Annotated in this window: 13 protein-coding genes; 6 read left to right on the top strand and 7 right to left on the bottom strand. The window is 68.8% G+C overall.

What is annotated here, in order from left to right; all coding sequences use genetic code 11:
- Positions 1-43: 43 nt before the first annotated feature.
- Positions 44-1,000 carry an electron transfer flavoprotein subunit alpha/FixB family protein gene (locus AC5Y31_RS01630; RefSeq protein ID WP_301634728.1) on the bottom strand — a complete coding sequence of 319 codons (957 nt, stop codon included), beginning with the start codon at positions 998-1,000 and terminating at the stop codon, positions 44-46.
- A 34-nt stretch (positions 1,001-1,034) separates the two neighbouring features.
- Positions 1,035-1,826 (bottom strand): electron transfer flavoprotein subunit beta/FixA family protein, encoded by a 792-nt coding sequence (locus tag AC5Y31_RS01625; RefSeq protein ID WP_499977552.1) that lies wholly within the window; start codon positions 1,824-1,826, stop codon positions 1,035-1,037.
- A gap of 196 nt (positions 1,827-2,022) precedes the next feature.
- On the opposite strand from AC5Y31_RS01625, the gene AC5Y31_RS01620 reads away from it, so the two are divergent.
- From AC5Y31_RS01620 to AC5Y31_RS01605, 4 genes are all read left to right on the top strand, one after another.
- A complete protein-coding gene (locus tag AC5Y31_RS01620) occupies positions 2,023-2,817 on the top strand; it encodes a class I SAM-dependent methyltransferase (protein WP_499977549.1) in 795 nt (264 codons plus the stop codon).
- On the top strand, positions 2,814-4,334 hold the full coding sequence (locus tag AC5Y31_RS01615; protein WP_065025404.1) for a 1,4-alpha-glucan branching protein domain-containing protein: 1,521 nt from the start codon (positions 2,814-2,816) through the stop codon (positions 4,332-4,334). The genes AC5Y31_RS01620 and AC5Y31_RS01615 overlap by 4 nt, the downstream gene beginning before the upstream one ends.
- Positions 4,335-4,407: 73 nt before the next feature.
- On the top strand, positions 4,408-5,652 hold the full coding sequence (locus AC5Y31_RS01610) for a glycosyltransferase family 4 protein (protein ID WP_499977546.1): 1,245 nt from the start codon (positions 4,408-4,410) through the stop codon (positions 5,650-5,652).
- A 7-nt stretch (positions 5,653-5,659) separates the two neighbouring features.
- Entirely contained in the window at positions 5,660-7,705 is a 2,046-nt protein-coding gene (locus AC5Y31_RS01605) for an MMPL family transporter (RefSeq protein WP_499977544.1), read from the top strand.
- Here the strand turns inward: AC5Y31_RS01605 and AC5Y31_RS01600 are convergent.
- The gene (locus AC5Y31_RS01600) at positions 7,702-8,025 is read right to left on the bottom strand and encodes a TfoX/Sxy family protein (RefSeq protein WP_065022804.1); all 324 of its coding nucleotides are present in this window, start codon (positions 8,023-8,025) and stop codon (positions 7,702-7,704) included. The two genes, AC5Y31_RS01605 and AC5Y31_RS01600, sit on opposite strands and share 4 nt — an antisense overlap.
- Complete coding sequence (locus AC5Y31_RS01595; protein ID WP_499977541.1) at positions 8,025-8,903, bottom strand: alpha/beta fold hydrolase; 879 nt, start codon at positions 8,901-8,903, stop codon at positions 8,025-8,027. The genes AC5Y31_RS01600 and AC5Y31_RS01595 overlap by 1 nt, the downstream gene beginning before the upstream one ends.
- A gap of 62 nt (positions 8,904-8,965) precedes the next feature.
- On the opposite strand from AC5Y31_RS01595, the gene AC5Y31_RS01590 reads away from it, so the two are divergent.
- Positions 8,966-9,634 carry a winged helix-turn-helix transcriptional regulator gene (locus AC5Y31_RS01590; RefSeq protein ID WP_065022880.1) on the top strand — a complete coding sequence of 223 codons (669 nt, stop codon included), beginning with the start codon at positions 8,966-8,968 and terminating at the stop codon, positions 9,632-9,634.
- Here AC5Y31_RS01590 and AC5Y31_RS01585 read toward each other — a convergent pair.
- A complete protein-coding gene (locus AC5Y31_RS01585) occupies positions 9,597-10,544 on the bottom strand; it encodes an alpha/beta hydrolase (RefSeq protein WP_499977537.1) in 948 nt (315 codons plus the stop codon). The two genes, AC5Y31_RS01590 and AC5Y31_RS01585, sit on opposite strands and share 38 nt — an antisense overlap.
- Positions 10,545-10,616: 72 nt before the next feature.
- Between AC5Y31_RS01585 and AC5Y31_RS01580 the strand changes: the two genes are divergently transcribed.
- The gene (locus tag AC5Y31_RS01580; protein WP_499977534.1) at positions 10,617-11,594 is read left to right on the top strand and encodes an LLM class flavin-dependent oxidoreductase; all 978 of its coding nucleotides are present in this window, start codon (positions 10,617-10,619) and stop codon (positions 11,592-11,594) included.
- A 4-nt stretch (positions 11,595-11,598) separates the two neighbouring features.
- On the opposite strand, the gene AC5Y31_RS01575 is transcribed toward AC5Y31_RS01580, so the two are convergent.
- Both AC5Y31_RS01575 and AC5Y31_RS01570 read right to left on the bottom strand, forming a co-directional pair.
- On the bottom strand, positions 11,599-13,617 hold the full coding sequence (locus AC5Y31_RS01575; RefSeq protein WP_499977532.1) for a hypothetical protein: 2,019 nt from the start codon (positions 13,615-13,617) through the stop codon (positions 11,599-11,601).
- Between the two features lie 26 nt (positions 13,618-13,643).
- Positions 13,644-14,684 carry an ATP-grasp domain-containing protein gene (locus AC5Y31_RS01570; protein WP_499978101.1) on the bottom strand — a complete coding sequence of 347 codons (1,041 nt, stop codon included), beginning with the start codon at positions 14,682-14,684 and terminating at the stop codon, positions 13,644-13,646.
- Positions 14,685-14,934 lie beyond the last annotated feature (250 nt).

The following is a 14,934-nucleotide window of genomic DNA, read 5'->3' as shown; positions in this document are numbered from 1 at the left end:
GGTATCGAAATGGGGGCTTTCGCGTCTGCTCACGCAGAAGAAACTATCCCTTGCGGGTCTTGACCGCCTCGGTCAGCTGCGGGGCGACCTTGAACAGGTCGCCGACGATGCCGTAGTCGGCGATCTCGAAGATCGGCGCTTCCTCGTCCTTGTTGACCACCACGATGGTCTTGGACGTCTGCATGCCGGCCCGGTGCTGGATCGCGCCGGAGATCCCCAGCGCGATGTACAGCTGCGGCGAGACCGTCTTGCCGGTCTGGCCGATCTGGAACTGGCCCGGGTAGTAGCCCGAGTCCACCGCGGCACGCGAGGCGCCCACGGCCGCACCGAGCGAGTCGGCCAGCTCCTCGACCACCGAGAAGCTCTCCGCGCTGCCGACGCCACGACCGCCGGCCACCACGATCGGGGCCTCGGTGAGCTCCGGACGGTCACCGGCCACCGCAGGCTCACGCGAGGTGATCTTGGTGGCGTTCTCGGCGGCGGCGGGCACCTCGACGGTGACCTGCTCGCCGGCACCGGCGCTCGGGGCCGGCTCCACGGCACCGGCCCGCACGGTGATCACCGGGGTGTCACCGGTGGGCTCGGCCTCGACGGTGTAGGCGCCACCGAAGATGGAGTGCACCACCTTGGCGCCTTCCTTGACCTCGACCACGTCGACCAGCAGACCGGATCCGATCCGGGCCGCCAGCCGGCCGGCGACCTCTTTGCCCTCGGCGGTGGCGGCGATCAGCACCGCGGCCGGGGTCGCCGATTCGGTCAGCGAGGCCAGCACGTCGACGGTCGGGGTGACCAGGTAGCCCTCCACCACGTCGGACTCGGCGATGTAGATCTTGGCGGCGCCGGCCTCCTTCAGCCCGTCGACCAACGGGGCGGCGGCGCCGGGGGCGCCGACGACGACCGCGGACGGTTCGCCGAGCGCACGCGCGGCGGTGATCAGTTCGGAGCTGACCTTCTTCAGCGCTCCTTCGGCGTGCTCGACGAGCACGAGTACTTCAGCCATGTTTGTTTACTTCCGTCTCTGTGAGTCTGGGCGCTTAGATGATCTTCTGGCCGACCAGGTACTCGGCGATCTTGGTGCCGCCGTCGCCTTCGTCGGTCACCTTCTCGCCGGCGGTCTTCGGCGGCTTCGGCGTGGAAGCGGTCACCTTGGACCCGGCGTTGGCGACCCCGACCTCGTCGGCCTCGACCCCGATCTCGGCCAGGGTGAGCACGGTGACTTCCTTCTTCTTGGCGGCCATGATGCCCTTGAAGGACGGGAAGCGCGGCTCGTTGATCTTCTCGTTGACGCTCACCACCGCCGGCAGCGACGCCTCCAGGGCGAACACGCCGTCGTCGGTCTCCCGCTCGCCGGTGACCTTGCCGTCCTCGACAGCCAGTTTGCGCAAGTGGGTCAGCTGCGGCAGGCCCAGGTACTCGGCGATGATCGCCGGAACCGCGCCGCCGACGCCGTCGGTGGACTCGTTGCCGGCGATGACCAGCTCGGTGCCCTCGATGGCGCCGAGGGCCCGGGCCAGCGCCCAGCCGGTCTGCACCACGTCAGAACCCTTCATGCCGTCGTCGAGCAGGTGCACGGCCTTGTCGGCCCCCATCGACAGCGCCTTGCGGATCGCCTCGGTGGCCCGCTCGGGGCCGGCGGTCAGCACGGTGACCGTGCCCTCGGCGCCTTCCCGCTCACGGATCAGCAGCGCCTCTTCGACGGCGCGCTCGTTGATCTCGTCGAGCACGGCGTCGGCGGCGTCACGGTCCAGCGTGAAGTCACTGTCGCTGAGCTTGCGCTCCGACCAGGTGTCTGGGACCTGTTTGATCAGGACCACGATGTTCGTCATGAGTGTGGTTCGTCCTCCTCGAAGGGGTCCTGCGACGGCCGGCCACAGGACTGGGTCACGATTCACGCAGCCGCACGGCAATGTTACTGATAAGTAACTTAGCGCGGTTCGCGTGTACAGAGTAGCGGGTCGTGATAGAGCCACTGCGGGGTAGCCGGTTCGCGTAGCGCACGGTTCGGGTTAGCCTGCCTAGGCAATGAAATCCACTGAGGGTCCCGACTCCCCCGCCGACACCACCCTGGTGCTGACCGGCGAGCGGACCATTCCCGGGCTCGACGTCGAGAACTACTGGTTCCGCCGCCACGAGGTCGTCTATGAACAGTTGGTGCCGCGCTGCGCCGGGCTCGACGTACTGGAGGCCGGCTGCGGGGAGGGTTACGGCGCCGATCTGATCGCACGCGCGGCCCGCCGGGTGATCGGCTTGGACTACGACGACGCCGCGGTGGCGCATGTACGAGCCCGCTATCCACGGGTGGAGGCCATCCAGGGCAATCTCGCCGCGCTGCCGCTGCCCGACGCCGCGGTGGACGTCGTGGTCAATTTTCAGGTCATCGAGCACCTGTGGGACCAGGCGCAGTTCATCGCCGAGTGCGCTCGGGTGCTGCGTCCCGGCGGGCTGTTGATGATCTCCACCCCCAACCGGATCACCTTCTCCCCCGGCCGCGACACCCCGATCAACCCGTTCCACACCCGCGAGCTCAACGCCGCCGAGCTGACCGAGCTGCTCGTCGACGGCGGCTTCGTCCTGGAGGCGATGCTCGGGGTCTTTCATGGGCCGGCCCTGCGCGAGATGGACGCCCGGCACGGCGGCTCGATCATCGACGCCCAGATCGAACGGGCGCTGGCCGACGCGCCATGGCCCCAGCAGCTGACGCGCGACGTCGCAGCGGTGCGCACCGCGGACTTCGACATCGTCGAGGACGGCCTTGCGCACGACAGCCCGGATATCGATGACAGTTTGGATCTGGTTGCGATCGCGGTGCGGCCGTGAGCGAAAAGCCCTCAGTGCCGGGTCTTTTCACCCTGGTGCTGCACACCCACCTACCGTGGCTGGCCCACCACGGCCGCTGGCCCGTCGGTGAGGAGTGGCTCTACCAATCCTGGTCGGCGGCGTACCTGCCGCTGATGCGGGTGCTGCGGACACTTGCCGCCGAGGGCCGGCGCAACCTGCTCACCCTCGGGGTGACGCCGGTGGTCGCCGCCCAGCTCGACGACCCCTACTGCCTCGACGGCATGCACCACTGGCTGGCGAACTGGCAGCTGCGCGCCGCCCAGGCCACCACCTTGGCGGATCTGCGCGACTTCGGCCGGCACGAGTGCGCCGCGGCCGAGCAGGCCCTCGAGGACTTCGCGCTGCTGTGGCGCCACGGCGCCAGCCCGCTGCTGCGCGAGCTGGCCCAGGCCGGCACCGTCGAACTGCTCGGCGGTCCGCTGGCCCACCCGTTCCAGCCGCTGCTGGCGCCGCGGCTGCGGGAGTTCGCGTTGCGCGAGGGCCTGGCCGACGCCCGAGCGCGGCTGGCCCATTCCCCCACCGGGATCTGGGCGCCGGAGTGCGCGTACGCGCCCGGCATGGAGCAGGGCTACGCCGCCGCGGGGGTCTCGCACTTCATGGTCGACGGCCCGTCGCTGCACGGCGACACCGCGCTGGGCCGCCCGGTCGGTGCGACCGACGTGATCGCGTTCGGCCGCGACCTGCAGGTCAGCTATCGGGTGTGGTCGCCGAAGTCGGGCTACCCGGGCCACGACGCCTACCGGGACTTCCACACCTACGACCACCGCACCGGGTTGAAGCCGTCGCGGGTGACCGGCCGCAACGTCGACCCCGAGCACAAGGCGCCGTATGACCCCCAGCGCGCCGACGCCGCGATCGACACCCACGTCGCCGATTTCGTCGAGGTGGTTCGCAACCGGCTGCGGGCCGAGGCAGAGCGGATCGGCCGCCCCGCCCATGTGATCGCCGCGTTCGACACCGAGCTGTTCGGCCACTGGTGGTACGAGGGGCCGACCTGGCTGGCCCGGGTGCTGCGGGCGCTGCCCGAGGCCGGGATTCGGGTCGGCACGCTCTCGGATGCGATCGGCGCCGGGTTCGTCGGCGATGCGGTCGAACTGCCGCCCGGTTCGTGGGGTTCGGGTAAGGACTGGCGGGTGTGGGCCGGGGAGAAGGTGGCCGACCTGGTGCAGCTGAACACCGAGGTGGTCGACACCGCGCTGGGTGCCGTGGACAAGGCCCTGGCGCAGACGGCGGGGCCGAGCACCCGCGACCGGGTCGCCGACCAGATCCTGCGCGAGGCACTGCTGACGGTGTCCAGCGACTGGCCGTTCATGGTGAGCAAGGACTCCGCCGCCGACTACGCCCGCTACCGGGCGCAGCTGCACGCCCACGCCACCCGGGAGATCGCCGACGCGCTGGCGTCGGGCCATCGCGACGTGGCCGAACGGCTGGCCGAGGGGTGGAATCGGGCCGACGGCCTGTTCGGTGCCCTGGATGCCCGTAGGCTGCCACGGTGACCCCCCGCTCGACCTCCCCATTGCGCTACCTAGTGCGCGCGTTGGGGGCACCTCGTCAGAACGGACCAGCCGCGTGAAGATCCTGATGGTGTCGTGGGAGTACCCACCGGTGGTGATCGGCGGCCTGGGCCGGCACGTGCATCACCTGTCCACCGCGCTGGCCGCCGCGGGCCACGACGTCGTCGTGTTGGCTCGCCGGCCCTCCGGCACCGACCCGACCACCCACCCGCTGTCGGACGAGATCAGCGAGGGCGTACGGGTGGTCGCCGCGGCCCAGGACCCGCACGAGTTCTCCTTCGGCGACGACATGATGGCCTGGACCCTGGCAATGGGTCACTCCATGGTGCGCGCCGGACTGTCGTTGAAAACCGATGGCGGCCAGACCTTGTGGCGCCCCGATTTGGTGCACGCCCACGACTGGCTGGTGGCGCACCCCGCGATCGCCCTGGCCGAATTCTACGATGTGCCGTTGGTGTCGACGATCCATGCCACCGAGGCCGGGCGGCACTCCGGCTGGGTGTCGGGTCCGCTGAGCCGTCAGGTGCACGCGGTGGAATCCTGGCTCGTGCGCGAATCCGACTCGCTGATCACCTGTTCGGCCTCCATGCGCGACGAGATCATTGACCTGTTCGGTCCCGGGCTGGCCGAAACCACCGTGATTCGCAACGGAATCGACGCCGCCCGCTGGCCGTTCGCCCGCCGCCGGCCCCGCACCGGACCGCCGGAGCTGCTGTTCGTCGGGCGCCTCGAATACGAGAAGGGCGTCCACGACGCCATCGCCGCGCTGCCGCGGATCCGGCGAGCACACCCGGGAACGACGCTCACCGTCGCCGGTGACGGCACCCAACAGGACTGGCTGATCGAATGCGCCCGAAAGTACCGGGTGCTCAAGGCCACCCGGTTCGTCGGACGACTGGATCATGAGGAACTGTTGGCGATGTTGCACCGCGCGGACGCCGCCGTGCTGCCCAGCCACTACGAGCCGTTCGGGCTGGCCGCACTGGAGGCCGCTGCGGCCGGAACCCCGCTGGTCGCATCGAACGTCGGCGGGCTGGGCGAGGCCGTGATCGACGGCGACACCGGTATGTCGTGTCCGCCGCGCGATGTGCGGGCGCTGGCCTCGGCGGTGTGCGCGGTGCTCGACGACCCGGCCGCGGCGCAACACCGCGCCGTGGCCGCCCGGGAGCGGCTCAGCGCCGACTTCGACTGGCACACCGTGGCCGACGAGACCGCGCAGGTCTACCTGGCCGCCAAGCGTCGCGAGCGGGAACCTCAGCCGCGCCGGCCGATCATCGAGCACGCGCTACCGGACCGGTAACGCCCGGGTGTGGGACCGGATCGCCGCCGTAGTCACGCACCATCGGTCGTGGCTGGTGGCACTGGTGGTCCTGGCCGCCTCCGCCGCACTAATGGCGTTGGGCGGCCACAACACCGACGCCACCGCCTCACCCACGCTGCTGCCCGGGTCCTCGGAGGCCGCTGCGGTCGCCGCGGCGCAGCGCGAGTTCCCCGGGGGCGATCGCGCGACCGCGATCCTGGTCGTCACCCGCCACGACGGCTCGGTGTTGACGCAGGCCGATCTGGCAGCGGTCGAGCAGGCCCGCGACCGGATGCAGCAGGTGCCGCAGGCACTACCCGGCCCGCCGGCGCCGGCACCGGTCTCCGGCGATGGCAAAGCGGCGATCGCCACCGCACAGCTGAGCGCCGCGCTATCCGGATTCGAGCTTCGTGACACGGTGCAGACACTGCGCGAGGCGGTCAGCGACGGGCTGCCCGGCCCGCTGAGCGCGCACCTGACCGGCGGCCCCGCCTTCGGCGCGGACATCGCCAATGCCTTCTCCGGCGCCAACATCACCTTGCTGGCGGTGACCGCGCTGGTGGTCGCCCTGCTGTTGATCGTCACCTACCGCTCCCCGGTGCTGTGGCTGCTGCCACTGCTGGTCGTCGCCTTCGCCGACCGGGTCGCCACCGTGGTGGGCGGGCTGATCGCGAATGCGACCGGGGCCACCTTCGACGGCTCGACGTCCGGGATCACCAGCGTGTTGGTGTTCGGCGCCGGCACGAACTACGCACTGCTGCTGATCTCGCGTTACCGCGAGGAATTGCGCCGCTCCCCAGAGCACCGCAGCGCGCTGCGCGCCGCCGTCCGTGCCGCCGGCCCGGCGATCGTGGCCAGCAACGCCACGGTGGTGCTGGCGCTGCTGACCCTGATCGCCGCGAGTATTCCGAGCACCCGCAGCCTGGGCATCTGCGCGGCCAGCGGGCTGGTGGTGGCCGCGGTGTTCGTTCTGCTCGTGCTGCCCCCGCTGCTGGCGTTGTGCGGACGAAACGTCTTCTGGCCGTTCATTCCCCGTGTCGGCGAGGGCTCGGCGAACACCGGCTGGCGCCGAGTCGCCGACGCGGTGGGCCGCCGGCCGCTCCCGGTCTGCGTGATTGCGGTGGTGGTGCTGGCGCTGTTGACGACCGGGTTGTTCGGGGCCCGGATCGGCCTTTCCCAAACCGAGCAGTTCCGGGTCCGCGCCGACTCGGTGACAGGCTTCCAGACCCTCGCCGAACACTTCCCGGGCGGGGCATCCGACCCGACGGTCATCATCGGGTCCACTGCCCGCACAGCACAGCTGCGGGAGGCCATCACGGCGGTCCCCGGGGTGACGTCGGCGGTTCCCACCGGCGCGTCGCCGGCCGGCTCGACCCGGTGGTCGGTCGTGATCGACGCCGCGCCCTCGACCGGCGGCGCCTTCGACACGGTTACCGCACTGCGGGATTCGGTCCGCACCGTGGACCCCGGTGCGCTGGTGGGCGGTGCCGACGCCCAGGGCCTCGACATCCGCGACGCCGCAGACCGCGACCGCAAGGTGCTGATCCCGGCGATCCTTGCGGTAGTCCTGGTGGTGCTCTACGTGCTGTTGCGGGCCGCGCTGGCCCCGCCGGTGCTGGTCGCCGCGACCGTGCTCAGTGCGATGGCCGCACTCGGACTGGGCGGCTGGGCCAGCATCCACTTGTTCGGTTTCCCCGCGCTCGACGACGGCACACCGCTGTACGCGTTCCTGTTCCTGGTCGCGCTCGGGGTGGACTACACCATCTTCCTGGTGACGCGTGCCCGCGAGGAGAGCGGCGAACACGGCACCCGCGCCGGAATGGTGGCCGCGGTCGCCGCCACCGGCGGCGTGATCACCAGCGCGGGAATCGTTCTGGCGGCGGTGTTCTGCGTGCTCGGTGTATTACCGCTGATCGTGCTGACCCAGTTGGGCATCATCGTCGGGGTCGGGATCCTGCTGGACACCTTCGTGGTGCGGACCCTGGTCATTCCGGCATTGTTCACCCTGATCGGCGACCGGATCTGGTGGCCGTCCAGACCCGTCCGACTCTAAGCGCTTGTCGCGGCCGCGATTCCGATGTCGATCCATTCGCCGAGCCGACGCCTGCTGCGCAGGTACTCGCCATCGATGTGGACCCAGCCGCGCATGGTCCGCCCGCCCATCTGCATGGGCTGCGCGGCGGTGGTTCGCAAAAGCTGTTCGGCGCTGTTGGCACCGACCCGCACCAGCAGCCCGCCCTCAGCGCTGGCCGCGACCGCGATTCTGCCGGCGACGAGGAACGCCAGCCCACCGAACATCGCTTGTTCGCGGACCGGTGGACCATCGGCGAACATCTCCCGCACCCGGGCCGCCAGCTGCCCGTCGTAGGCCACTATGACCCCGACTGTGCGTGCCAGCGCCGGATCGCCTCGGCGAACTGCTCGGGGGCATCGGAGGGCACAAAGTGGCCGGCACCCTTGACGATCACGGTCTCGTGATCAGCCAGCATCTGCTCCCACCGCCGTAATTCGTTGTCCCCGAAGGCGAAGTCGGCGTCGCCCCAGATGATCAGCGCCGGGAGCGCCGCTATGTCGGGCAACCCGGATTCGATGTCGGCGAGGAAGGCGCGGCTGGCGGTGATCTCGCGGGGAAACACCGCCGAGGCCTCCCGCCGTGCGGCGCTGTCGAGGGCTTTCTGGTAGTGGGCCATCTCCTCGCCGGTGGGCTTGGTGAGCCGGTGGCCGACGGGGATCATGACGTTGACGAAGAGGTTGAACTGCCGGATCAGCAGGCGTCCGATCGGGCTGCCCATCACGTGGGACATGATCTGCACCAGCGGAGCACCGACCGGCCAGGCCCAGGTGTTGGTCAGTACCAGCCGGTCAAAGACCTTCGGGTGTTGCTGCACCGCGGCCAACCCGATCGGCCCGCCCCAGTCGTGTGCCACCACCGTGACCCCGCTCAGCGCGAGTGCTTCGACGAACGCCCCGACCACCGCAGCGTGTTCGGCGGGCAGATACCGGTATCCGGGCGCCGCCGAGGACAGCCCGAATCCGGGGTAATCCACCGCAACGCAACGAAAGTCTGGTCGTAATGCTGCGATGACCTCACGGTAGTCGAACGACCAGGTCGGGTTGCCGTGCAAGAACAGCAGCACCGGCCCCGATCCCTCATCCACGTAATGCACGCGGTGCCCGCCGAGGTCGAGGAATCGGCTCTCGAACGGGAACAACTCGTCGTCGACCCAGGCGGGCCTCTCCGCGACCGTCATGGCCACCCCTCCTGACTGACTTGATATAATCAAGTGAACTTTACAATAGCAAGTAGGTGGCGATGAGTCGAGACTACGGTCAGTACTGTGGACTGGCCCGGGCCCTGGATGTGGTGGGCGACCGATGGAACCTGTTGATCGTCCGCCAGCTCCTTACCGGACCGGCCCGCTACCGCGAGTTGCGCGACGGGCTGCCGGGGATCGCGACGAACCTGCTGACCGATCGCCTCCGCGACCTGGAGACCGCCGGTGTGCTCGAACGGCGCTTGTCCGACGACGGCCGCGCCGTCACCTACGCGCTCACCGAATGGGGCGCGCAACTGCGCGAGCCCATCTACGCGCTGGTCCGCTGGTCGACGCCGCTGATGATCCGCGGCCCGCAGGGCGACGAGTTTCGGGCCGAGTGGCTGCTGCTGGCACTCCCCGCGCTGTTCGCCGGCCGCAAACCTGCGGATCGCTCCACCGTGGGAGTCGCCGTGGACGGCGGAATGGTTCAGCTGCGAGCCACCAAGTCCGGCATCGAGGTGGGCATGCCCGACGGGCGCGAGCTTGACGCCGTGCTGCACACCGAGGCATCCGTGGCTCTCGGGCTCGCGGCAGGTGTGTTGTCCCTTGATGATGTTGCCGCCCTGGTGGAGATCGACGGTGACGAAGCAGCCCTGCGAACCCTTTTCGGCGCGCCCGGCAAGGCGTCTACAGTGCCGCCAGATACCGCACCCGGTCCGCGATAACCCGTTGCGACACATCGGTATCGGGTGCCAGCAGATCGAACGCGTGCGGGCAGCCGGGGTACAGGTGCAGCTCGACGGGGACGCCGGCGGCCAGCAGCCGGTGCGCGAAAATAACGTCTTCTTCGGCGAAGATGTCGAGCCCGCCGACGTCGAGATAGGCCGGCGGCAGACCGGTCAGGTCATCGGCGCGGGCCGGCGCGGCATAGCCGTCGGCGGCCGCACCGGCCAGCAGCGCACCCCAGCCGGTGACGTTGTCGTCATGGCTCCAGGTGAGCAGGGTGCTCGCAGCGTCGGCGCCATCACACGTCCGGTCGTCGAGCATCGGGTAGATCAACAGCTGAGCCGCGATCGCCGGGCCGCCTCGGTCCCGGGCCAGCAGGCACACACCGGCGGCCAGCCCCCCACCGGCGCTGTCGCCCATCACGGCCAGCCGGGCGGCGTCGACGCCCAACTCGGCGGCATGACCGGCCAGCCAGCACAGCGCCGCATAGCAGTCCTGAAGCGGAACCGGATGCGGAAACTCCGGGGCGACCCGGTAGTCGACGACCAGCATCGGCACCCCGGACGCGGCGACGTAGCCGCGCACCGCCGCGTCGTAGAGCGCACCCAGGCGTGCCCAGTCCAGGATCATCCCGCCGCCGTGCAGATACAGTGCCGCACTTCCCGGCTGCTCAACGCCCGAGCACCGATACCATCGCAGTCCGAGCGTGCCGCCCTCGTAAGTCAGCGAGAACTCTTGGACCTCAACGCCGGTGACCGGTGGCCGAGACGCCAACGCCTGGTTGAACAGGTGGCCCGCGTTGCGGCGACGGGTGGCGACGTCCCCGACCGCCGGCGGGGGCACCTGCTCGGCGCCGTCGCGCATCGCCAGCAACGCCGCGAGCACCTGGGGGTCGGGCGGTCCGGCCATCAGCGCTCCGTCTCCATCGGTGGATCGTGTCGTCCGCTACGGTAACGCCGGAGGAGGTGACCGGTCAGTCCCATGCCACTACTGAGCGCCCTGCGCCTGAACATGACCAATGTCCCCGGCGCCGAGCATGCCGAGCGTTACCGGACGGCGCTGGAGATGGCGTCCTACGCCGAGGCCCACGGGGTGACCGCGATCGGTTGCGAAGAACATCACCTCGCGGCCACCGGATGGTTACCGGCCCCGCTGCTGATGGCCGCTGCCGTCGCCGGATGCACCACGACCATCCGCATCAGCGTGGGCGCGCTGCTGGTGCCGCTCTACGATCCGATCCGGCTGGCCGAGGACATCGCCGTGCTCGATCAGCTATCCGCCGGGCGAGTCAGCTTCGTGGCCGGAATCGGATACCGCCCAACCGAATACCAGGCCGTCGGCAAGGATTTCCGGCGACGTGGCCGGCTGATGGACGAATGCCTGACCGTGCTGCTGCAAGCCTGGGGCGAGGAACCGTTCGAGCTCCACGGCCAGCTGATCGACGTGACACCCAAGCCGTACACCAAGCCGCACCCGATGCTGCTCATCGGCGGCATGAGCGTCGCGGCGGCCCGGCGGGCGGCCCGGTTCGGGCTGCCGTTCTCGCCGCCGATGCCGATGCCCGACCTCGAAGCGGTCTATCTGGCCGAACTCGCCCGCAACGGCAAGCAGGGGTTCGTGTTCAGCCCCGAAAACGGAAACACCGTCACGCATCTGAGCGCCGACCCGGACAAGGCCTGGGACCGCTGCGGCGACTACTTCCTCAACGAGGCACGCGAATACGCCTCCTGGGCGGTGCCGGAAGTGCCGCGCCCCAACGAAACCCCGGTGGGCACCGTCGCGGAGCTACGCCGGGCCGGCACGGTGGAGGTACTGACGCCAAAGGAGCTGATCGCACAGTGCCGCGCCGGCCGGGCCGGGGTGACCCTGCATCCGCTGATCGGCGGCCTACCGCTCGACGACGGCTGGGAGAGCCTGCGTCTGCTGGCCGAACAGGTACTGCCGGAACTGGAATCCTGACGCCTCACGCCTGGACCGCAGCCGCGGGGACCATGCGATCGGCGCCCCAGCTGCGCTGGAGGTAGCCCAGCACCCGGTCCAATTCGGTCTGGGTCACCGCGGCCTGCTCGCCCGGTTCCAGCGGATCGAAGTGGAAGATGTAGAGCCGCGACGCGAACTGCTCGAACGGCAGCGACGCCTCGCCGAAGCGTTCACCGTTCCCAGCGGTGCTGACCACCACACCGTCGCCCCAGTCCTGCCCACTGTCGTTATTCGGGTTGTAAAAGTACACCCGCATGGCCCCCTCGGGGTCCAGGCCCACCCGCAGCACGGTGATCGCATGCCAGCCGACGAAGCGGGCGGCGCTGTCGGTTACGGCGATGCCGGCCGGCTGCGGGTGGATCAGCGGCTGATTGCCGTTGTAGAACGGGTGGTAGGCGGCGTAAAAGTGTCGCAGAAACCCTTCGAGCTCAACCAGATTGCCGGTCGCGACGTCGACGTTGATGCGGAAGCCGCGCCCGGACCACCAGCCGTGGAACTCCGGATTGACCCACCGGTGCGGGTCGCCGTCGCGGCCGACGCACCGCCGGAACATCTCGGCATAGATGCGGTCCAGATGCGGCACCACCAGCAACGAGACCGGATCGAGGTCGACGGGAAGGTGGGCGGCCACCCCGCCCCCGCTGTCCTTCGACGAGATCGGCTGCCCCTCGAAGTGCATGACGATCTCGTCGTCGCGCGCCGCCCAGGCGATCGTCTGCAGCAGGTAGTCGGGGTCGTTGTAGGACCACATCGACAGTGCGCGCGCTGCTTGGCAGGTCGGGTTGTCACCCTGCCCGACCCCGAGCGGCAGCCCGAGCATCGACAGCGTCCCCGCCAGCAGCCAGGTGTGCGGATCCTGCGCCTGTCCGAACACCTGGGTGAGCCGCTCCCGGGACGCCTTGGAGACCGGCAGCGCCAATTGACGCCACAGCGACGGCGCCACCGGCGGCTGGTAGAGGATGCCGCGCTCCAGCAGCAGCGCCAGCCCGTAGATGCACTGGGCCGTCTCGACGTGCACCGCCCCCGAGATCAGGCTGTGCACCAGATCGTGGAAGCAGAGCAGGCTGTCGCGGCCGGTGCTGGACAGGCCCAGCGCCTCGCCGAGCAGATAGTCGCTCTTTTCCAGCAGGAACCGCAGCAGCACTGCGTGATACGGCGACACCAGCCCGGTGTCATGCATCGACCGCGCGAAGCCGGCCGCCTCGTACTGCAGGGTCGGCTCGTCCATCGATTCCAGCCGGCTGCGATACACCTGGACCCCGGGATCTTCCCGACAGCCGTCGGTGGTGCCGTACAGGCTGGTGATCAACCGATCGGTGCCCACCGCACCGCTGCCCAGATCGATGCTGGGATCACTGCGCACGATCGAGATCTGGGTGATCATCGCCTTGATCTGGTCGACCTGGATGGGCCGCTGACGCAGAATCCGCCAGATCTCCTCGACCAGCCGGTCCAGAACGCCGTCGTAACCGAGCTCCTCGACCAGGTACCCGAACAGGTCGCGGGTCAGCCGCGCCATCCGGCCCTGCAGTTCGCGCTCCGCCTCGGTCGGCGGGGCCAACAGCAGCGACAGGTTGATCGCCAGCACCTGCGACAGATGGTGCCGCGCCTGCTCGGCGGTGATCAGCGGATGGTTGTACTCGGCGTTGGCCACCGCGAGCAGACGCAGTTCGTTGACCGCCTCCAGCACCACGGTGTCAGGATTTGCGCTGCGCAACGAACCGGTGGTCAGCACCGGCAGCAGGGTGCGCGGCGACGCCCAGTCCGTGCCCAGGAACAGCCCGGCCTCTTCCAGCGCCGCGCTGCGGGCCCGTACCGCCGCACAGCCACCCGGCTGCAGCAACACCAGCCGCAGCCCGTCCAGAACACGGCGCAGCCGGTTCGCCTTGCCCAGTGTTCCAGCCTCCGCCAACGCCCTGGTCGCGTCGTCGAGCCTGCTCAGACGACTTTCCAGGGTCGCTAGGTCACCGTTTGTCTGGCCCTCCGGTGAATTCCCATTCACAACGGGTTCCTCACGTGCGTGCCGCCTCAGAGGTAGAAGTCAAGCTCTTCTTGCCGCTTGAGCAACTGCCGCATCTCATACGGATCCTCACCGAAGAAGTAGACCAGACCCCAGTGGGTGCCGAATGCGGTGCGCTTGGTGACAGTCTCTTCGAGCGGTGCGGTCAGTTCGTGCGATTCGAAGTACTGGTGGTCCTCGGTCTCCTCCGGGATGGCAAGGGTGCTGACCACCCGGCGGCGCGGATACACCCCGAAACAGCCCGCGTGCCCTTTGGCGTCGATGACCTCGCGCGGGAAGAACTGCTGCAGTTCCTCCTCGGTAGTCTTCGGGTCGAACGCCAGCGCCAGCGCCTGGTAGCCGTTGAATCCGTAGACGCGCTCCAACAGTTCGAAGACCTTGAAACCCGGCGGCCGGTAGGCGACCTCACCGAAGTACATCTCTCCGTCGCTGGTCACGAAGTACTCGGGGTGGACGAAACCGAAATCGATGTCGAAGGTCTTGATCAACTTCTCGATCTGAGCGGTGATCTGCGGCCGGTAGCGTTCCAATTCCGGCGACGCCGGTACGAATACCGAGTAGCCGAGGGTGACGTACTCGGAAATATTGAGAAACCGGATCTTCCCGTTGTGCACCCACGCCTCGACGGCGAACTCCCAGCCGTCGAGATGTGATTCCATCAATGCCGGGAATTCTTCGTCGGGAATCGAGTCGATGTCATCGGGAGCCCGGATCACCCGGTGGCCGAGGCAGCCGGCCTTGTCGAAGGCCTTGAAATGGATCGGGTCGTTGGGGTCGCCGTCGAGTTTCAACAGCGTCTGGTTGACCCGTTTGAGGAACCGGATGACGTCGTCGCGGTCGTGCGCCTCCTCGAAGATGCCGACCCGAATTCCACCCAGCTGAGCACGGCGCTTCATCAGCGATTTGTCGCGTAGCAGCATCGCTTGACCGAGCAGCCGCGGGTTGTCCAGCAGGACGGAGTTGATCGCCCCCGCCCATTCCACGGTCTCTTCGAAGAGTGGGATCGCGACGTCGACGCCGCGCTCCTTGAGTGTTTCGGCGATCTCCATCGACCGCTCGTTCAGGCGCTCGAAGTTCCAGGCGATGTAGGGAATAGCGTGCTGCTGACAGTATTCTTCGGCCCAGTCCGGCGCGACGACCACGTATCGGCGGTCGAAACGGTCCACTGCATCGATGGCGTTCAAACTCCAGCCGAGTAACGCGATATAACCCTTCTCCGGGTTGCGGTGGTTCTGGTCATTACGGGTCTTCGAAACATCCGTCAAATCCGTCAAAACGCCCTCCCTCTTTTCGACCCTC

This window comes from Mycobacterium sp. NGS18, from assembly GCF_059813185.1.
The sequence above is the reverse complement of the archived record's forward strand: the minus strand, read 5'-3'. Positions and strand labels throughout refer to the sequence as shown.

Excerpts from the sequence above, each read along its gene's own strand:
- AC5Y31_RS01630 (WP_301634728.1), bottom strand. The coding sequence starts at position 1,000 with ATGGCTGAAGTACTCGTGCTCGTCGAGCACGCCGAAGGAGCGCTGAAG.
- AC5Y31_RS01625 (WP_499977552.1), bottom strand. The coding sequence starts at position 1,826 with ATGACGAACATCGTGGTCCTGATCAAACAGGTCCCAGACACCTGGTCG.
- AC5Y31_RS01620 (WP_499977549.1), top strand. The coding sequence starts at position 2,023 with ATGAAATCCACTGAGGGTCCCGACTCCCCCGCCGACACCACCCTGGTG.
- AC5Y31_RS01595 (WP_499977541.1), bottom strand. The coding sequence starts at position 8,903 with ATGACGGTCGCGGAGAGGCCCGCCTGGGTCGACGACGAGTTGTTCCCG.
- AC5Y31_RS01590 (WP_065022880.1), top strand. The coding sequence starts at position 8,966 with ATGAGTCGAGACTACGGTCAGTACTGTGGACTGGCCCGGGCCCTGGAT.
- AC5Y31_RS01585 (WP_499977537.1), bottom strand. The coding sequence starts at position 10,544 with ATGGCCGGACCGCCCGACCCCCAGGTGCTCGCGGCGTTGCTGGCGATG.
- AC5Y31_RS01580 (WP_499977534.1), top strand. The coding sequence starts at position 10,617 with ATGCCACTACTGAGCGCCCTGCGCCTGAACATGACCAATGTCCCCGGC.
- AC5Y31_RS01570 (WP_499978101.1), bottom strand. The coding sequence starts at position 14,684 with ATGGAGATCGCCGAAACACTCAAGGAGCGCGGCGTCGACGTCGCGATC.